This is a genomic window from Bradyrhizobium sp. NP1, from assembly GCF_030378205.1.
Classification (GTDB): Bacteria; Pseudomonadota; Alphaproteobacteria; order Rhizobiales; family Xanthobacteraceae; genus Bradyrhizobium.
The window spans coordinates 1,257,021-1,275,000 of the sequence record NZ_CP127385.1 but is presented as its reverse complement, the minus strand read 5'-3'; the positions used below and the strand labels follow the sequence as shown (position 1 = coordinate 1,275,000).

The 17,980-nt window shown below is 63.9% G+C and carries 14 protein-coding genes, 2 tRNA genes, 2 rRNA genes and 1 riboswitch (1 of these 19 running past the window's edge); of the genes, 9 read left to right on the top strand and 9 right to left on the bottom strand.

Translation table 11 applies throughout. The features are described 5' to 3' along the window. From QOU61_RS06050 to QOU61_RS06040, 3 genes are all read right to left on the bottom strand, one after another. Nucleotides 1-477: ribosomal RNA gene (locus QOU61_RS06050) — 23S ribosomal RNA — on the bottom strand (it extends 2,397 nt beyond the left edge of the window). Between the two features lie 361 nt (nucleotides 478-838). Next, nucleotides 839-914: transfer RNA gene (locus QOU61_RS06045), tRNA-Ala, on the bottom strand. A 75-nt stretch (nucleotides 915-989) separates the two neighbouring features. Then, nucleotides 990-1,066, bottom strand: a tRNA-Ile gene (locus QOU61_RS06040). A 35-nt stretch (nucleotides 1,067-1,101) separates the two neighbouring features. On the opposite strand from QOU61_RS06040, the gene QOU61_RS06035 reads away from it, so the two are divergent. Then, nucleotides 1,102-1,236, top strand: a complete 135-nt coding sequence (locus QOU61_RS06035; RefSeq protein WP_289657209.1) for a hypothetical protein — start codon at nucleotides 1,102-1,104, stop codon at nucleotides 1,234-1,236. A 57-nt stretch (nucleotides 1,237-1,293) separates the two neighbouring features. On the opposite strand, the gene QOU61_RS06030 is transcribed toward QOU61_RS06035, so the two are convergent. After that, a 16S ribosomal RNA gene (locus QOU61_RS06030) occupies nucleotides 1,294-2,782 on the bottom strand. Together the 16S and 23S rRNA genes with 2 tRNA genes alongside form the textbook arrangement of a ribosomal RNA operon. Nucleotides 2,783-3,624: 842 nt before the next feature. Between QOU61_RS06030 and QOU61_RS06025 the strand changes: the two genes are divergently transcribed. From QOU61_RS06025 to QOU61_RS06015, 3 genes are all read left to right on the top strand, one after another. After that, the gene (locus tag QOU61_RS06025) at nucleotides 3,625-5,694 is read left to right on the top strand and encodes a M23 family metallopeptidase (RefSeq protein ID WP_289657208.1); all 2,070 of its coding nucleotides are present in this window, start codon (nucleotides 3,625-3,627) and stop codon (nucleotides 5,692-5,694) included. 216 nt (nucleotides 5,695-5,910) lie between these two features. After that, the gene (locus QOU61_RS06020; protein WP_289657207.1) at nucleotides 5,911-6,270 is read left to right on the top strand and encodes an SPW repeat protein; all 360 of its coding nucleotides are present in this window, start codon (nucleotides 5,911-5,913) and stop codon (nucleotides 6,268-6,270) included. A gap of 81 nt (nucleotides 6,271-6,351) precedes the next feature. Beyond that, nucleotides 6,352-6,615 (top strand): hypothetical protein, encoded by a 264-nt coding sequence (locus QOU61_RS06015; RefSeq protein WP_289657206.1) that lies wholly within the window; start codon nucleotides 6,352-6,354, stop codon nucleotides 6,613-6,615. Between the two features lie 54 nt (nucleotides 6,616-6,669). Here QOU61_RS06015 and clpB read toward each other — a convergent pair whose 3' ends face one another. Beyond that, nucleotides 6,670-9,309: an ATP-dependent chaperone ClpB gene (clpB, locus tag QOU61_RS06010; RefSeq protein WP_289657205.1), complete on the bottom strand. Its 2,640-nt coding sequence runs from the start codon at nucleotides 9,307-9,309 to the stop codon at nucleotides 6,670-6,672. Nucleotides 9,310-9,572: 263 nt separating this feature from the next. On the opposite strand from clpB, the gene QOU61_RS06005 reads away from it, so the two are divergent. Then, a complete protein-coding gene (locus QOU61_RS06005) occupies nucleotides 9,573-10,358 on the top strand; it encodes an MOSC domain-containing protein (RefSeq protein WP_289657204.1) in 786 nt (261 codons plus the stop codon). Nucleotides 10,359-10,517: 159 nt separating this feature from the next. Here the strand turns inward: QOU61_RS06005 and QOU61_RS06000 are convergent, their stop codons facing one another. Next, nucleotides 10,518-11,183 carry a TIGR02594 family protein gene (locus QOU61_RS06000; RefSeq protein WP_502876889.1) on the bottom strand — a complete coding sequence of 222 codons (666 nt, stop codon included), beginning with the start codon at nucleotides 11,181-11,183 and terminating at the stop codon, nucleotides 10,518-10,520. 254 nt (nucleotides 11,184-11,437) lie between these two features. Here QOU61_RS06000 and QOU61_RS05995 point away from each other — a divergent pair, with 254 nt between their 5' ends. Continuing rightward, nucleotides 11,438-12,301 (top strand): alpha/beta fold hydrolase, encoded by an 864-nt coding sequence (locus tag QOU61_RS05995; protein ID WP_289657203.1) that lies wholly within the window; start codon nucleotides 11,438-11,440, stop codon nucleotides 12,299-12,301. Nucleotides 12,302-12,352: 51 nt separating this feature from the next. Here QOU61_RS05995 and metW read toward each other — a convergent pair whose 3' ends face one another. Continuing rightward, the gene (gene metW, locus QOU61_RS05990) at nucleotides 12,353-13,021 is read right to left on the bottom strand and encodes a methionine biosynthesis protein MetW (RefSeq protein ID WP_289657202.1); all 669 of its coding nucleotides are present in this window, start codon (nucleotides 13,019-13,021) and stop codon (nucleotides 12,353-12,355) included. Nucleotides 13,022-13,024: 3 nt separating this feature from the next. Then, entirely contained in the window at nucleotides 13,025-14,221 is a 1,197-nt protein-coding gene (metX, locus tag QOU61_RS05985) for a homoserine O-acetyltransferase MetX (RefSeq protein WP_289657201.1), read from the bottom strand. A 79-nt stretch (nucleotides 14,222-14,300) separates the two neighbouring features. After that, nucleotides 14,301-14,380, bottom strand: a riboswitch (SAM riboswitch). A gap of 181 nt (nucleotides 14,381-14,561) precedes the next feature. Here metX and QOU61_RS05980 point away from each other — a divergent pair. Genes QOU61_RS05980 through QOU61_RS05970 form a run of 3 tightly spaced genes read left to right on the top strand, consistent with a single transcriptional unit; the run spans nucleotide 14,562 to nucleotide 17,470 of the window. Continuing rightward, a complete protein-coding gene (locus QOU61_RS05980; RefSeq protein WP_289657200.1) occupies nucleotides 14,562-15,410 on the top strand; it encodes a chorismate mutase in 849 nt (282 codons plus the stop codon). A 27-nt stretch (nucleotides 15,411-15,437) separates the two neighbouring features. Next, nucleotides 15,438-16,535, top strand: a complete 1,098-nt coding sequence (gene hisC / locus QOU61_RS05975) for a histidinol-phosphate transaminase (protein WP_289657199.1) — start codon at nucleotides 15,438-15,440, stop codon at nucleotides 16,533-16,535. Then, nucleotides 16,532-17,470 (top strand): prephenate/arogenate dehydrogenase family protein, encoded by a 939-nt coding sequence (locus QOU61_RS05970; protein ID WP_289657198.1) that lies wholly within the window; start codon nucleotides 16,532-16,534, stop codon nucleotides 17,468-17,470. Before hisC ends, QOU61_RS05970 begins: the two co-directional genes overlap by 4 nt. 37 nt (nucleotides 17,471-17,507) lie before the next feature. On the opposite strand, the gene QOU61_RS05965 is transcribed toward QOU61_RS05970, so the two are convergent. Then, the gene (locus QOU61_RS05965) at nucleotides 17,508-17,978 is read right to left on the bottom strand and encodes a hypothetical protein (protein ID WP_289657197.1); all 471 of its coding nucleotides are present in this window, start codon (nucleotides 17,976-17,978) and stop codon (nucleotides 17,508-17,510) included. Nucleotides 17,979-17,980 lie beyond the last annotated feature (2 nt).

Genomic DNA, 17,980 nt, shown 5'->3' with positions numbered 1-17,980 from the left:
GAGGACACATCATCGCATTACCCGTACGGGGCTATCACCCTCTGAGGCCCTGCTTTCCTGACAGGTTCCGGTTGTCTTTGATGTGCCACTGGCCTGGTCCGGGTTCGCTCGCCACTACTACCGGAGTCTCTGTTGATGTCCTTTCCTCCAGGTACTTAGATGTTTCAGTTCCCTGGGTTTGCTTGAAACCTCCTATGTATTCAGAAGTCTCATACCTTCTCTTGATAACCGGAAATCCAAAACCTCCAGGTTCTAAACCTATGAGACTTGGTCCCGATCATTTCTGGTCAAGCCCCAAGCCTTCAGGTCAGTCGACCTGAGGTCTTGGAGTTCCGGCTATCGAAGGTGGGTTTCCCCATTCGGAAATCCGTGGATCAAAGCTTCTTCGCAGCTCCCCACGGCTTATCGCAGCGTAGCACGTCCTTCATCGCCTCTCAGCGCCAAGGCATCCACCGAACACCCTTAAGGCACTTGATTGCTCTCATTATCAATGTCCACACACTCGGCAGAATGCATGCCGCGACAACACCTTCGATGAAGGCGAATGGCGCGGCCGGACACTGACTAGAAAGACCAGCTTGCTTCGTAAGATCGAACCGATAGCGAGGCGGTCAAGCTTCGCTAACAGGATCATTTACAACTCGCTCATCTCACGATGAGCGAGCGCCGAAATGACCTGGAGATAGTGAAGGGTCGCGCAATTGCTTGCACGATCCAACTCGGATCGATCTCCTCTTTACGATGTCAGAAATCACGCACAGCGCTGTCCTGGTGAGGACGACGCGTGCGAATTGATGTTTTCGCGGACGAGAATTTGACCGATCGACGATCAACCATCTGGTGGAGCCAGACGGGATCGAACCGACGACCTCATGCTTGCAAAGCACGCGCTCTCCCAGCTGAGCTATGGCCCCGTAACCAGAAGACGAATGCCTCGGTCGCTTGAGATGCACCCCTTCAGGCAGGGAGACTGCGCACTCGATCAAAGATGGTGGGCCTGGGAAGACTTGAACTTCCGACCTCACGCTTATCAAGCGCGCGCTCTAACCAACTGAGCTACAAGCCCCTTACGCTAATCCCGTTCGGGATTCGGAGCCCTGCATGCGCGACCGGCTCGCGCCGGATGCAATCGCACAAGCGCAGCCCCTGGCGCGTGTTCGTCCGCGAAGAAAGAGAAACGAAGACGGCGAAATCCCGCCAATGGAGCTCAATGATCTGGCGATCATTGGCCCCTGATGTTTCTAAAACGATCCGATAGATCTGCATGACGCGGATCTGAAGGATCATCCTTAGAAAGGAGGTGATCCAGCCGCAGGTTCCCCTACGGCTACCTTGTTACGACTTCACCCCAGTCGCTGACCCTACCGTGGCCGGCTGCCTCCTTGCGGTTAGCGCACCGTCTTCAGGTAAAGCCAACTCCCATGGTGTGACGGGCGGTGTGTACAAGGCCCGGGAACGTATTCACCGTGGCGTGCTGATCCACGATTACTAGCGATTCCAACTTCATGGGCTCGAGTTGCAGAGCCCAATCCGAACTGAGACGGCTTTTTGAGATTTGCGAAGGGTCGCCCCTTAGCATCCCATTGTCACCGCCATTGTAGCACGTGTGTAGCCCAGCCCGTAAGGGCCATGAGGACTTGACGTCATCCCCACCTTCCTCGCGGCTTATCACCGGCAGTCTCCTTAGAGTGCTCAACTAAATGGTAGCAACTAAGGACGGGGGTTGCGCTCGTTGCGGGACTTAACCCAACATCTCACGACACGAGCTGACGACAGCCATGCAGCACCTGTCTCCGGTCCAGCCGAACTGAAGAACTCCGTCTCTGGAGTCCGCGACCGGGATGTCAAGGGCTGGTAAGGTTCTGCGCGTTGCGTCGAATTAAACCACATGCTCCACCGCTTGTGCGGGCCCCCGTCAATTCCTTTGAGTTTTAATCTTGCGACCGTACTCCCCAGGCGGAATGCTTAAAGCGTTAGCTGCGCCACTAGTGAGTAAACCCACTAACGGCTGGCATTCATCGTTTACGGCGTGGACTACCAGGGTATCTAATCCTGTTTGCTCCCCACGCTTTCGTGCCTCAGCGTCAGTATCGGGCCAGTGAGCCGCCTTCGCCACTGGTGTTCTTGCGAATATCTACGAATTTCACCTCTACACTCGCAGTTCCACTCACCTCTCCCGAACTCAAGATCTTCAGTATCAAAGGCAGTTCTGGAGTTGAGCTCCAGGATTTCACCCCTGACTTAAAGACCCGCCTACGCACCCTTTACGCCCAGTGATTCCGAGCAACGCTAGCCCCCTTCGTATTACCGCGGCTGCTGGCACGAAGTTAGCCGGGGCTTATTCTTGCGGTACCGTCATTATCTTCCCGCACAAAAGAGCTTTACAACCCTAGGGCCTTCATCACTCACGCGGCATGGCTGGATCAGGCTTGCGCCCATTGTCCAATATTCCCCACTGCTGCCTCCCGTAGGAGTTTGGGCCGTGTCTCAGTCCCAATGTGGCTGATCATCCTCTCAGACCAGCTACTGATCGTCGCCTTGGTGAGCCGTTACCTCACCAACTAGCTAATCAGACGCGGGCCGATCTTTCGGCGATAAATCTTTCCCCGTAAGGGCTTATCCGGTATTAGCCCAAGTTTCCCTGGGTTGTTCCGAACCAAAAGGTACGTTCCCACGCGTTACTCACCCGTCTGCCGCTGACGTATTGCTACGCCCGCTCGACTTGCATGTGTTAAGCCTGCCGCCAGCGTTCGCTCTGAGCCAGGATCAAACTCTCAAGTTGGACTTGAAACTTTGAGCCGGCTGATCACAACGTTTGACGAGGTCCCACCATTTCGCCCGCGATTCACATCGCTAGCGATGATCTCAATGAAGAGACCATGGTGTTACCTTTGAAACGTGTACCGCCGAAGTCTTTCGTCCGGTCCCGATCACTGAAAGCCGAAGCCTTCCGTGAAGCGAGACCCGCAAGGACTCCGCCGTCCACGTTTCTCTTTCTTCATCTTCACTTGTCAAACAGCCCGGAACCCGAGGGTTCCACTCCCGCGAGGGAGTTCCGCAAACCTTCATTCGACGGCAAATGACAACCGATGACTATCGGCTGTTGATTCACTCATCTAAATGAGGAGCTTCACGAGGCACGAAAACTTGCCTTGGCCGTGGGCCAAGACAGCGCCGCGCTCAGTGGTCGGGTTATAAGCCCGCCCGATCGGCGTTGTCAACGGTTGTTGTCAACAAATCGTCGCACCGCGTTGCAGAATCTTTTGGAGCGAAGAAGTCCCGATTTTTCAGGCCTTAGCGCCGTACTTGAGCCACAATCCTGCGACGTTCTGGCATACAGGTAAGCATTGAATCGCCGGGCTGCCAGTGGGGGCTGCCGGGATTCATCACCGGGGAACAGGCGATCGACCATGTGCCCGTCGCCTTTTCCCTCTAGCCAGGAAACATCGAGAGATCCGCAAAGCATCGTCGTTCGCGATTTCGGCCGCCGTTGCGGTCGTTGATCCCCGGACAACCGCGCCAAAGGCTGTTTTCCCCAGCTGCCCCTTACAGAGAAGGCGGTGGAATCTCAGGGAGGAGGCCAGGATCTTCATCGTATGTTAATGGAGTGCGGGGGGACGCAGGTTGAATCGAGGGACGGCACGCGGGGGCGGCTATGGGCGCGAGACCGGGATCATCGATCTCGGTCATGAGCCGCCGCTTTCCGTCGACGGCACCGAAGCCGCTGTCATCGACCGCCGTCGCGTGTCGGTACAGTGGTTCAGCGGCACGATTCTGACTGGTCTGTGCGGCGCGGCCCTCATCGGCGGCGCCGTTTTCGCGTCTCTCGACGGCGAGACGACCTTCGCCCGCGTGCCGGAACGGGTGGAAAGCGCGCTGCGTGGCGCCTTCGGCGCCAACGATCGCACCGCCACCCTGCACAAGAGCGACCGCCTGCCGCCACCCGGCGAATCCACCGCCGCGCGCAGCCTGGTGCGGGTTTCGACCGTGACCCGGGTCGGCAACCGCGACGTGATGCGGGTACGCCCCTTCATCCGCATCGCCGGCAACCTGTCGATGACGACCAGCGACCTGTCGGCCAAGATCCCGCCCTTCAACGCCCAGCGCATGCTGACCGACGTCGGCTCCTCGACGCAGGCCGCCTCCGACGACCCGAACAATCCCGACGCGATCGAGCCCGACGCCGAGGTATCCTTCGTCACCAAGGATCTCGGCGCCGTGCTGCCGAAGGCCAAGATCGCGGCGTCCGTCGCGCTCGACGAAGTCCTGCTGCGCGTGCGTGACGCGGCGAACTGGCATGGCAACGGCGGCGGCGTGCGCTACGCCGCGCTCGCCAATGCCGCGGCGGATGCCACCGGCGCCCAGTCCGACGTCAAGCTCGCCTACGCGGTGGAGGGCAACGCCGCCGACCCCTATGCCGGCTTCGAGACCCGCGTGGTGCCGGAAAACGTCACGCTGCTGCCGAAGACCAAGGAGCAGGCCACCGGCGGCAATCCGGTCGGCGAACGCACGCACATCGTCAAGAAGGGCGACACCGTTGCCTCGATCCTGCGCGACCAGGGCGCGACCCCCGACGAGGCCAAGGCGATCGCCGCGAGCCTCGGCGCGCGTGGCCGCGACGGCGGCCTGAAGGAAGGCGACAAGCTCCGCATCCTGATGGCGCCCTCGGCGCCCGGACCCGGCGCGCGGCTGCAGCCCTATCGGGTGATCGTCGCCAACGACCAGGCGATCCAGGCGGTCGCTGCATTGTCGGATCTCGGCAAATATGTCGCGGTCGACGTCTCCAGCATCAACACCGTCACCGACACCGCCGACAACAAGAGCAGCGATGACGACGACGATGATGATGGCAGCGGCGTGAGGCTCTACCAGAGCATCTACGAGACCGCGATGCGCAACAAGGTGCCGATGCCGGTCATCGACGACATGATCCGCATCTACTCCTACGACGTCGACTTCCAGCGCAAGGTGCAGCCCGGCGACAGCTTCGACGTGTTCTACGCGGGCGAGGACGAGGGCTCCAGCATCACCGAGAAGAACGAGGTGCTGTTCGCTTCGCTGACGGTCGGCGGCGAAACCAAGAAATACTACCGCTTCCAGACCCCCGACGATTCCGTCGTCGACTACTATGACGAGACCGGCAAGAGCGCGAAGAAGTTTTTGGTGCGCAAGCCCGTCAACAACGCGATCATGCGCTCCGGTTTTGGCGGCCGCCGCCATCCGATCCTCGGCTATGTGAAGATGCACACCGGCGTCGACTGGGCCACCGCCTACGGCACGCCGATCTTCGCCTCCGGCAACGGCGTCGTCGAGAAGGCCGGCTGGGAAGGCGGCTACGGCAAATATGTCCGCCTGAAACACAACAACGGCTACGAGACCGCCTACGGCCACATGTCGGCCTTCGCCAAGGGCCTCGAGGTCGGCAAGCGGGTGCGCCAGGGCCAGGTGATCGGCTTCGTCGGCTCCACGGGCATGTCGACCGGCGCCCATGTCCACTACGAGATCCTGGTCAACGGCCGCTTCGTCGACCCGATGCGCGTGAAGCTGCCGCGCGGCCGCTCGCTGGAGGGCCCAATCCTGACGGGCTTCGAGAAGGAACGCGACCGGCTCGATGCGATGATGAGTGGGCGTAACGGCGCCGCCGCCCGCATCTCGGACGCGACCGGCGGACCGCTGCAGGTCACCAATCGCTGAGACCGCCTTCCGCGCCTCTGATCGCGCGGATCGCCCCTCCTCCCGGACGCGGCTGTTCCCGCCGCTCTGCTGCCGGCCCGGGACGAAAGTGCCCGGTTTTGCCGGTCCATCTCATTAAATTTGGGATGGAACACTTAAATTTGCGAACCGACCCCTTTGGAACCGCACAAGCGCGCCACAATTGAAAGAGGGGGCCCGACGTTTACGGAGGGTGCCATGGAGAATTGGACGAACGCCAAATTGTGCGACGTCGCAAACCTCATCCTCGGCGCGATTCTGCTGTTCTCGCCCTGGATATTCGAATTCGACGCCGGAAAGGTCACCCAGAACGCCGCCATCACCGGAATCGTGATCGCGGTGCTGGCGATCGCGGCGCTTGCGGCCTTCGCGGTCTGGGAAGAGTGGCTGAACCTGATTGTCGGCCTCTGGGCGCTGGTGTCGCCCTGGGTGCTCGGCTTCCAGGGAACCACGGCGATGAAGGTTCACGTCACGATCGGCATTTTGGTCGCGGTTCTCGCCGCGATCGAGCTGTGGATCATGTCGCACCACCCGCCCCGGCTCACCGCAAGCCGCTGAGGTACTGATCTCGCGACGCGTTGCGCGACCGGCCGGCGTTGCGCCGGGCCGGAAACAGGGCTTCCTTGATGGGAGGATGCAATGACCCGTGTCACCCGCGATGATGTGATCAAGTCGGTCGGCGTCGTCGATGACGTCACTATCGCCAGGATCATTGGAACGGGCGCAACGGTGGACGAACTCGCCGAAGCGCGGGCCTGGCTCGCCAATGACGAGCCGCTCATGAACGAGGGAAGACCCCTGGCGCATGGCCGGGCGCGCGACCTCGTCGATATCCTTACCGAGCTCGAGGCGAACGAGGAAGACGAGGCCGACCCGGTCGGCCCGCCCGACAGCGAGGCGTGACGCTTCAATTTGCCGGCGCGGATGCCGCCAATGGCGGCATCCTGCGCTCGGCGCCTAATGCAATTTCCGCCGCTGGGTCGGCGACTCGAACGGCGTGATTTCGGCCGTCTGCGGCGCCTTGCCGTTGAAGGTCAGCACATTGCCTTCCGCGGAAATGACGACGTGGTCGCCTTCCTTGATCTCGCCGGCAAGGATCATCTCGGCGAGCGGATCCTGCACGCTGCGCTGGATCACCCGCTTCAGCGGGCGCGCACCGTAGGCCGGATCCCAGCCCTTGGCCGCGAGCCAGTCGCGGGCCGCGGCGTCGAGGGTGAGCGTGATCTTGCGATCCTCTAAGAGCTTCTGCAGCCGTGCGAACTGGATCTCGACGATCCGGCCCATCTCGCTCCGCTGCAGGCGGTGGAACAGGATGATCTCATCGATCCGGTTCAGGAACTCGGGGCGGAAATGCGCGCGCACAGTTGCCATCACCTGCTCGCGCACCGCCGACGTATCCTCGCCTTCGGGCTGATTGACCAGGAACTCGGAGCCGAGATTCGAGGTCATGATGATCAGCGTGTTGCGGAAGTCGACAGTGCGGCCCTGGCCGTCGGTCAGCCGGCCATCGTCGAGTACCTGCAACAGCACGTTGAAGACGTCGGGATGCGCCTTCTCGATCTCGTCGAACAGCACGACCTGGTAGGGCCTGCGCCGCACCGCTTCCGTCAGCGCGCCACCCTCGTCATAGCCGACATAGCCCGGAGGCGCGCCGATCAGCCGCGACACCGAATGCTTCTCCATGTACTCGGACATGTCGAGGCGCACCATCGCGGTCTCGTCGTTGAAGAGATATGCGGCGAGCGCCTTGGTGAGCTCGGTCTTGCCGACGCCGGTGGGACCTAGGAACATGAACGAGCCCATCGGGCGGTTCGGGTCCTGGAGCCCTGCGCGCGAGCGGCGCACCGCGGTCGCGACCGCGCGCACCGCCTCGGCCTGGCCGACCACGCGCTTGGAAAGCGCGTCCTCCATCTTCAGGAGCTTGTCCTTCTCGCCCTCGAGCATCTTGTCGACCGGCACGCCGGTCCAGCGCGACACCACCTGGGCGATGCGATTGGCGGTGACCGCCTCCTCCATCACCTCGCCGGAGCCTTCCTTGGCCTCGATCTCGGCGAGCTTCTTCTCCAGCTCCGGGATCTTGCCATAGGCGAGCTCGCCGGCGCGCTGGAACTCGCCGCGACGCTGGGCATTGGCAAGCTCGACGCGCAAGGCATCGAGCTCGCTCTTGAGCTTCTGCGCGTTCGACAGCTTGTTCTTCTCCGCGCTCCAGCGCGCGGTCAGCGCCGCCGATTTCTCCTCGAGCTCGGCGAGCTCCTTCTCCAGCGCCTGCAGGCGGGATTTGGAGCCGGCGTCGCTCTCCTTCTTCAGCGCCTCCTGCTCGATCTTGAGCCGGATGATCTCGCGATCCAGCGTATCGAGCTCCTCGGGCTTGGAATCGACCTGCATCTTCAGCCGCGCCGCCGCCTCGTCCATCAGGTCGATGGCCTTGTCGGGCAGGAAGCGGTCGGTGATGTAGCGGTTCGACAGCGTCGCCGCCGCCACCAGCGCGGCATCGGTGATGCGCACGCCGTGGTGCTGCTCGTACTTGTCCTTCAGGCCGCGGAGGATCGAGATCGTATCCTCGACCGTGGGCTCGCTGACATAGATCGGCTGGAAGCGCCGCGCCAGCGCCGCGTCCTTTTCGACATGCTTCTGGTACTCATCGAGCGTGGTGGCGCCGATGCAATGCAGTTCGCCGCGCGCCAGTGCCGGCTTGAGCAGGTTGGAGGCGTCCATCGCGCCGTCGGCCTTGCCGGCGCCGATCAGCGTGTGCATCTCGTCGATGAACAGGATGATGCCGCCTTCGGCGGACGTGACTTCCTGCAGCACGGCCTTGAGCCGCTCCTCGAACTCGCCGCGGTATTTCGCGCCGGCAATCAGCGAGCCGAGGTCGAGCGCAAGCAGCTTCTTGTCCTTCAGGCTCTCCGGCACGTCGCCATTGACGATGCGCAGCGCCAGCCCCTCGACGATCGCGGTCTTGCCGACGCCGGGCTCGCCGATCAGCACGGGATTGTTCTTGGTGCGGCGGGACAGCACCTGGATGGTGCGGCGGATTTCCTCGTCGCGCCCGATCACGGGATCGAGCTTGCCGTCGCGCGCGGCCTGGGTGAGGTCGCGGGAATATTTCTTCAGCGCATCATAGGCGTTTTCGGCGGTCGCGGAATCCGCGGTGCGGCCCTTGCGCAAGCTCTCGATCGCCGCATTCAGGTTCTGCGGCGTGACGCCGCCCTTGTTCAGGATCGCACCGGCCTCGCTGTTCTTCTCCAGCGTCAGCCCGAGCAGCAGCCGCTCGACGGTGACGAAGCTGTCGCCGGCCTTCTCGGCCGCCTTTTCCGCGGCATCGAAGGCGCGCGCCAGTTCGGGCGCGAGATAGACCTGGCCGGCACCGCTGCCCGAAACCTTCGGCAGCTTGCTCAGCGCATCCTCGGTCGCCTTCAGGATCGCGCGGGAATTGCCGCCGGCGCGGTCGATCAGGCCGGAAGCCAGGCCCTCATTGTCATCCAGCAGCACCTTCAGGAGATGCAGCGTCGAAAACTGCTGGTGCCCGTCGCGCATCGCAAGCGATTGCGCAGACTGGATGAACCCGCGCGCACGCTCGGTGTATTTTTCAATATTCATTTGTGTTCCCTCAGCCTGCCAGCCCGCCCCGAAGGCACGACGCCAACATCTTCATTGGGTATCCGCGGGCCGCATTGACGTTCCTCAAGCCTTCCGCAGTCGTCGCCGACGTTCCCGCCGGCTTGAGGCGAATGTGGGATGGCGTTTTGCGAAACGGAAGAGGCGACCTCACAAATTCGTGTAGCCGGCGGCGCGCTCCCAAGTTCGCCGTCCTCGCGGCCCACCGCCGTGGCCGAAGCGCGCCAAATCACCTACAAGGCGGCATGTCCGCACGCACATCCGCCGAGATCACCGGCCTCTACCGCTATCCCGTCAAGGGCCTCACCCCCGAGGCGCTGGCGCGGGTTGCCCTCGCCGCCGGCGAGATGCTCCCCGCCGACCGCCGCTATGCGATCGAGAACGGCCCAAGCGGTTTCGATCCGGCCGCCCCCAAATGGCTGTCGAAGGCGCACTTCCTGATGCTGATGCGCGACGAGTGGCTGGCCGCCCTGAACACCCATTTCGACGAGCAAAGCCATCGCCTGACCATCCGCCGCCATGGCGCGGTCCAAGCCGAGGGTGATCTCGAAACGGCCGCGGGACGCACCGCCATCGAACGCTTCTTCGCGAACACCTATGCCGGACAGATCAAGGGTCCGCCCAAGGTGATTTCGAGCGACGGCCATCGCTTCTCCGACGTCGCGAGCAAGGTGGTCTCGATCATCAATCTGTCCAGTGTCCAGGCGATCGAGAATATCGTGGGCGCGCCGGTCCATCCCCTGCGCTTCCGCGCCAACCTCTATGTCCGCGGCTGGCCGGCCTGGCACGAGTTCGATCTGCTCGACCGCACGCTCGCGATCGGCAATGCGCGGCTGAAGGTGGTGAAGCGGATCAAGCGATGCGCCGCCATCAATGTCGACCCTGACACCGCGATGCGCGACCTCGCGATCCCGAACGACCTGATGCGCCGGCTCAACCACGCCGATTGCGGCGTCTATGCCGAGGTGATCTCGGCAGGCGAGATCGGCGTCGGCGATCAGGTCGCCGTCGAGCAGCCGACATTGGTGTGAGCGCGGCAAGCGCGCCGCGATCTCTCCATCACACCTCTCCCCGCCTGCGGGGAGAGGTCGGATCGCATCGAAAGATGCGATCCGGGTGAGGGGCTGATTTCTATCGACTCCAACTAACCTTGCGGATGGCTCCCCGCAAGCGGGGAGAGGGAGCAGAGTTCAGTTCGGCATCACATAGGCGTAGATGCGGCCGCGCGAGACCGGCGCTTCGCGGACCCGGTTGCCGTTGTTGCCCGAGATCATGATCGGATTGCCCTTGGCGTCGATGCCCGTGATGATGCCGACATGGCCGCCGCCGCGGCGGCCCATGACGGCGATGGCGCCGACCTGCGGCCCCGAGACGCGCTGGCCGTAACGGGCGAACGAGCTCGCCATGTCGGAGCCGGTGCCGTGATGGCCAGTGCGCTCCAGCACCATGTTCATGAAACGCGCGCACCACAGGCTGGCGCGACTGGTCGGATTGCCGCCGAGATAGCGACGCGCCTCGCTGACCAGGGTCGACGAGCCGAAGCCGCCCGTCATGGTCGTTTCACCCGACGTCTGAGTCGGCGCGACGCTCGCCTGCGCATTTTCCAGGCCGCGGGCATGCATCAGCGCGGCGCGACGCTCGAAGCGCTCGGCCCGCGCGACATGCCGATAGTGGCGATAGTGGTGTGCGGCGAGATGCCGCTTCGCGTGGTGGCCGGCATGGTAGGCCCGCGCGTGGCGCCCTGCGCCATGATGCGGACGGGCCGAGGCCGGCGATGCGGCAACAGCGAATGTGAGAGAACAGACTGCCAGCGCCATGATCTGAAGCGGCCGGCGATACGCAGAAGACACGATCATACTCTACCCTTATTTTACAACCCCCTCCTCCCCATCGATGACGGTCTGCGCTGCATCGGCATCGACCGCCGTCGACATCCGCGGCCCGTTAAAAATCGCGATGTGGCGAGAATAAGACATGATGCAGCAGTGCGGCATCGCGCATGGGGGGCATTCCGCGTTCAGTAGGTGACGATTCCCGCCGCATTGCAGTCGCAAGCGTTAATTGCGAGGCTCACGCGTCCATCTGACCAGAAAAAAGCAGGAGCCGCGCGATGCCCCACGCCGTCACCCGCGACAAGGTCCGCCTTTATTTCGAGGAAGCGGGCAGCGGAACGCCGATCATTTTCCTGCACGAGTTCGCGGCCGACCACACCAATTGGGAGCCGCAGATGCGCTACTTCTCACGCGGCCATCGCTGCATCGCCTATTCGGCGCGCGGCTACACGCCCTCCGACCTCCCGGCATCGAGCGAGGTCTATACCTACCGGCACTTCTATACCGACGCGCTGGCGGTGCTCGATCATCTCGGCATCGCGAAGGCGCATTTCGTCGGTCTCTCGATGGGTGCCTATTCGTCGCTGCAGATCGGTCTCAACGCGCCCGAGCGCGCGCTCTCGATGACGCTGGCCGGCGTAGGCTCCGGCTCGGAGCTGGAGAGACTGGAGCAATTCCGCGCGCAATGCCGCGCCAACGCCGAGCAGTTCGAGACGCTCGGGTCAGCCGGTGTCGCCAGGGTGACGCGCGAGGCGCCGAGCCGGATTTCCTTCATGCTGAAGGACCCGCGCGGTCATGCCGATTTCTATGCCGCGCTGGCGCGGCATGATTCCAAGGGGTCGGCCAACACCATGCGCAGCTTTCAAGGAGCGCGGCCCTCGATCTACACCATGACGGAGGCGATCCGGAAAGTGGCAACGCCCGCTCTGATCATCTGCGGCGACGAGGACGAGGCCTGCGTCGGGCCGAGCCTGTTCCTGAAGCGCCATCTTCCGGCCTCCGGGCTCTCGATGTTCGCAAAGACCGGCCATGTGCTGAACCTCGAGGAGCCCGCGCTGTTCAACGAGACGGTCGAGCGCTTCATCGCGCTCGCTGAGGCGGGCCGCTGGGGCGCGCGCGACCCGCGGTCGATACTCGCCTGAAACGTCATTCCGGGGCGCGCGAAGCGCGAACCCGGAATGACGCCTGCCGCGTCACTTCCCCTTCTCTGCCCGGCTGAGCAGAAACACGCCCTGCTCGCCGAACATGTTCCAGACCCACCAGGGCAGATTGAGCGGCACCGGCCGGCCGAAGGTGTCGAGCGCCACCGCGCGCTCCATCTTGACGCCGATCTCGTCGCAGAGCTGCACGAAGTCCTTGATGGTGCAGAAATGGATGTTGGCAGTGTCGTACCAGGTCGCCGGCAGATTCTCGGTGCGCGGCATGTGGCCGCCGACCAGAAGCTGCAGCCGCATCTTCCAGAAACCGAAATTCGGAAACGAGACGATGGCGCGGTGGCCGATCCGCAGCAGATTCTCCAGCACGACCTTCGGCTGCCGCGTCGCCTGCAGCGTCTGCGACAGGATCACATAGTCGAAGGCGTCGTCGGGATAGTTGACGAGGTCGGTGTCGGCATCGCCCTGCACCACCGCAAGGCCCTTGGCGACGCAGCGATTGACGCCCTCGCGCGACAGCTCGATGCCGCGCCCGTCGATGCCGCGGCTTTCAAGCAGTTGCAGCAGGTCACCGTCGCCGCAGCCGACATCGAGGACCTTCGAGCCAGGCTTGACCATCCCGGCGACCAGCCGATGATCACTGCGGTAATTGCCGGTACGATCGGGCGAGAGCCCTTCGAGCGGCAGGGTCTGCTCTTGCACGGCCATCACTCAACCACCCGGAAGCCCGCGCGCCTTGCCCGCCGATTGCAGGAAGGCGCGGGAAATATCGAAGAACTCGGGCACGTCGAGCAGGAAGGCGTCGTGGCCCTTGTCGGTCTCGATCTCGGCGAACGACACGCGTGCGCTCGAGGCATTCAGCGCATGCACCAGCGCCCGTGATTCCGAGGTCGGAAACAGCCAGTCAGAGGTAAACGACACCACGCAGAAGCGGGTCTTGATACCGCGGAATGCCTGCGCCAGCACGCCGTCATGGTCGGCAGCGATGTCGAAATAGTCCATCGCCCGCGTCAAATAGAGGTAGCTGTTGGCATCGAAACGCTCGACAAAGGACGAGCCCTGGTAACGCAGATAGCTCTCGACCTGGAAGTCAGCGTCGAAGGAGAAGGTCGGCAGCTCGCGGTCCTGCATCCGCCGGCCGAACTTGCGGTGCAGCGCCGCGTCCGAGAGATAGGTGATGTGCGCGGCCATCCGCGCCACTGCGAGCCCGCGATGCGGCAGCGTGTCATGTTCGGTGTAACGTCCCTGGTACCAGTTCGGATCCGCCATCACGGCCTGACGGCCAAGCTCGTGGAAGGCGATGTTCTGCGCCGAGTGGCGCGTCGAGCAGGCGATCGGCAGCGCGGAAAACACGCGCTCCGGATAGGCGGCGGTCCATTGCAGCACCTGCATCCCGCCCATCGAGCCGCCGACCACGCAAAACAGCGTGTCGATGCCGAGTCGATCGAGCAGCATGGCTTGCGCGCGCACCATGTCGGGGATGGTGACGACGGGAAATTCCAGCCCCCAGGGTTTGCCGGTCGCCGGGTTGGTCGAGGCCGGCCCCGTCGAGCCCATGCAGCCGCCGATCACATTGGCGCAGATGACGAAGTACTGGTTGGTGTCGAGCGGCCGGCCGGGCCCGACCATGCTCTCCCACCAGCCCGGCTTGCCGGTCACGGGATGGATGTTGGCGACATGCTGATCCAGCGTCAGCGCATGACACATCAGCACCGCGTTGGAGCGGTCGGCGTTGAGCTCGCCATAGGTCTGATAGGCGATCTGGAAAGGCGCCAGATCAACGCCGCAATCGAGCTTCAGCGGCTCGTTCAAGCCGAACTTCGCGACCTGCGACGTCGGATGGTCGACCTCATGCGCGCGGTCCTCGGCCTGGATCGCCGGACTTGCTATCGACTGCACGTCTGCCATGTAGCTCGGGCCCCGTTAGGGGTCAAAGACCCCTCGAAAACAGGCCATGAAAAACCCGGCCTGAACAAAGGTTCGGCCGGGATAACGTCCCCCGGCCTGTTTAGCGAGTTTTTTAACGTGGCTGCAAGCCGGCCGGCTCAAATGACCACGGAACAGGACGAAAGTAGAGGCTGGCGGCCTTTTCGTCAAGGCAAGCCGGTGGTTAACGACCCGCCGCCACGGCACGGCTGGCAGCCGCCGTCGATGTTTCTCTTTGCTTTCGGCGCCCGTCTTTCCTAAGCAGGGTCGGTGATCGCCGGCCGCGCATGCGCAAGAAGCCGGCATCGAAGGCGTTTTGAAGATGTCCAAACCACCCCCAGCGCCGCCCTCGCTTGCCGAACTGCGCAAGGAGATCGACGCGATCGACGAACAGGTGCATCGACTGCTGATGGCGCGCGGCGACATCATCGACCGGCTGATCCGGGTCAAGCAGACCCAGGAGGTCGGCTCGGCGTTCCGCCCCGCACGCGAGGCCGACATGATGCGCCGCCTGGTGCAGCGCCATCGCGGCATCCTGCCGCTCGACACGGTGGAGAGCATCTGGCGCGTCATCATCGCGACCTTCACCTATGTGCAGGCGCCGTTCGCGGTGCATGCCGACGTCTCGACGAGCGAACCCGCGATGCGGGATTCGGCGCGCTTTCACTTCGGTTTCACCGTGCCCTATGTGGCGCATTTTTCCGCATCCGCCGCCGTCGACGCGGTGGCAAAATCGAAAGGCGATCTCGCGCTGGTCTCCGCCACGTCAAGCCGCGCACCCTGGTGGCTGACGCTGGAAGCCGAGGGCGCGCCGAAGATCATCGCCCGGCTGCCCTTCGTCGAGCGCGCCGACCATCCGGCGGCGCTGCCGGTTTTCGTCGTCTCGCGCGTCGCCGACAACGCCATGGTGACCGAGGTCGAGACCTGGAGCGTGCGCGTCTCGGGCTGGAATGCCGAGATCGCGCGCGCGCTGTCGCCGCTCGCCGAGATCGTCGCGGTGCCCGACACCGCCTTTGACGGTGCGGCGCTGCTCGTATCGATCGCAGGCGCCGGCCGCCTCGACGCCGTCATGCGCGCGCTGGTCGATGCGGGAGCGTCGGTGCGTTCATCGGCCCTCGTCGGCAGCCATGCAACGCGCTATACGGTGCCCATTAACGGGGTAGCCCGCTAGCCCACCCCGCCAATTCCGGAGTTGAAGATGAACCGCCCCGTGCCGAATCCCGGCATTCTCGACATTGCGCCCTACACGCCCGGCAAGAGCCCGGTGCCGGAACCGGGCCGCAAGGTGTTCAAGCTCTCGGCCAACGAGACGCCGTTCGGGCCCTCGCCCAAGGCGATCGCGGCCTACAAGCACGCGGCCGATCATCTGGAGGACTATCCGGAAGGCACCTCGCGCATCCTGCGCGAGGCGATCGGCCGCGCCTACGGGCTCGATCCCGACCGCATCATCTGCGGCGCCGGCTCCGACGAGGTCCTGAACCTGCTCGCGCACACCTATCTCGGCCAGGGCGACGAGGCGATCTCCACCACCCACGGCTTCCTGGTCTACCCGATCGCGACCATGGCGAACGGCGCCAGGAACGTGATCGCGGCCGAGACCAACTTCACCGCCGACGTCGATGCGATCCTGAAAGCCGTCACGCCGCGCACCAAGCTGGTCTGGCTCGCCAACCCGAACAACCCGACCGGGACCTATATCCCGTTCGACGAGGTCAAGCGGTTGCGCGCCGGGCTGCCCGCGCACGTGCTGCTGGTGCTGGATGCCGCCTATTGCGATTACGTCTCGCGCAACGACTACGAGATGGGCATCGAGCTGGTCGCGACCTCCGAAAACACCGTGATGACCCACACCTTCTCGAAGATCCACGGGCTCGCCGCGCTTCGGATCGGCTGGATGTTCGGGCCGGCGCATATCATCGACGCCTGCAATCGCATTCGCGGCCCCTTCAACGTCTCCACGCCGGCGATGGTTGCCGCGATCGCGGCCATCGAGGACACCGCGCACCAGCAGATGTCGAAGCTGCACACCGAGAAGTGGCGCAACTGGCTGACGGATGAAATCAGCAAGCTCGGGCTGAAGGTGACGCCGAGCGTCGCCAATTTCGTCCTGATTCACTTCCCGACCGAGAAGGGCAGGACCGCCGACGAGGCCGACGCGTACCTGACCAGGCGGGGGCTGGTGCTGCGCGGACTGAAGAACTACCGCCTGCCGCATGCTTTGCGCATGACCGTCGGCACCGAGGAGGCCAACCGGCTCGTGGTCGACGCGCTGCGCGACTTCATGGCCGGAAAATGAGTGCTGCTCCGCACTTCAAGAAGCTGGCGCTGATCGGTTTCGGCCTGATCGGCGGCTCGATTGCGCGCGGCGCCCGGCTCGAGGGGCTGGCCGAGACGATTGTGACCACGGCACGCTCGGCGAAGACGCGGGCGCGTGTCGCCGAGCTCGGCATCGTCGACGCCGTGGTCGAGACCAATGCGGAAGCCGTCCGGGATGCAGATCTCGTCATCCTCTGCATTCCCGTCGGCGCCTGTGGTCCGGTCGCGCAGGAGATCGCGACCGACCTGAAGGCTGGCGCGATCATCTCCGACGTCGGCTCCGTCAAGGGCGCGGTGGTCAAGGACATGGCGCCGCATTTGCCGGCCGGCGTCCATTTCGTCCCGGCGCATCCGGTCGCCGGCACCGAGCATTCCGGCCCCGACTCCGGCTTCGCCGAACTCTTCATCAACCGCTGGTGCATCCTGACGCCGCCGGAGGGGACCGATCCTGCCGCCGTGGAGAGGCTGCGCGGGTTCTGGAGCGCGCTCGGCGCCAGGGTCGAGACCATGACGCCCGACCATCATGATCTCGTGCTCGCGATCACGAGCCACCTGCCGCATCTGATCGCCTACACCATCGTCGGCACCGCGGACGAGCTCGCGCAGGTGACGGAGTCCGAGGTGATCAAGTTCTCCGCCGGCGGCTTTCGCGACTTCACGCGCATCGCCGCGTCCGATCCGACGATGTGGCGCGACGTGTTCCTGGCCAACAAGGAGGCCGTGCTGGAGATGCTCGGCACCTTCAACGAGGATCTCGCCAAGCTGACGCGCGCGATCCGGCGCGGCGACGGCGAGGCCCTGTTCGAGCATTTCACCCGCACGCGCGCGATCCGCCGCGGCATCGTCGAGATCGGGCAGGATTCCGCCGCCCCCGATTTCGGCCGCCCGCATCCGCAGCTCGGCAAGCAGGGCTAGTTTGTCGCGGGAAAAAGCCGGCGCTCGCCGCTCGGTGTCATGCCCCGGCGCGTCGGATGCCTTGGCGGCCCGATTTTCGCACTGCGCCCAGCTGGCGGGTCAGGCCGGCACCGATCTGCATGGCGACGCCAACCACCCACCAGGCGGCGACCGCCATGTCCCAGCCGCGGCGCAGAACCTCGTCAAACACGAAGGCATAGACGGAGATCAGCGCCGCGACCGCGGCCAGAAAGGTGCCGGCCGCACCGAGCAGCAGGAGCGGGTCCAGCCGCGGGCGCAACCCCGACACGGAAATATCGATCCCCAGCGAGAAGCCGCCCGCCCCGATTGCCATCATCGACAAGATGAAGGCAGCCGGGTCGGATAGCTCCATTTCGCTGCGGGCGAGCAGTGCGGCAACGAACATGCCGCACACCGCGCCCGACATTGCCAGTCCGATCCGCTCCACGACATGCGCGACACGGCTGATCAACAGCACTTGATCCTTGCGGATTCCTTCGCGCGGCACGT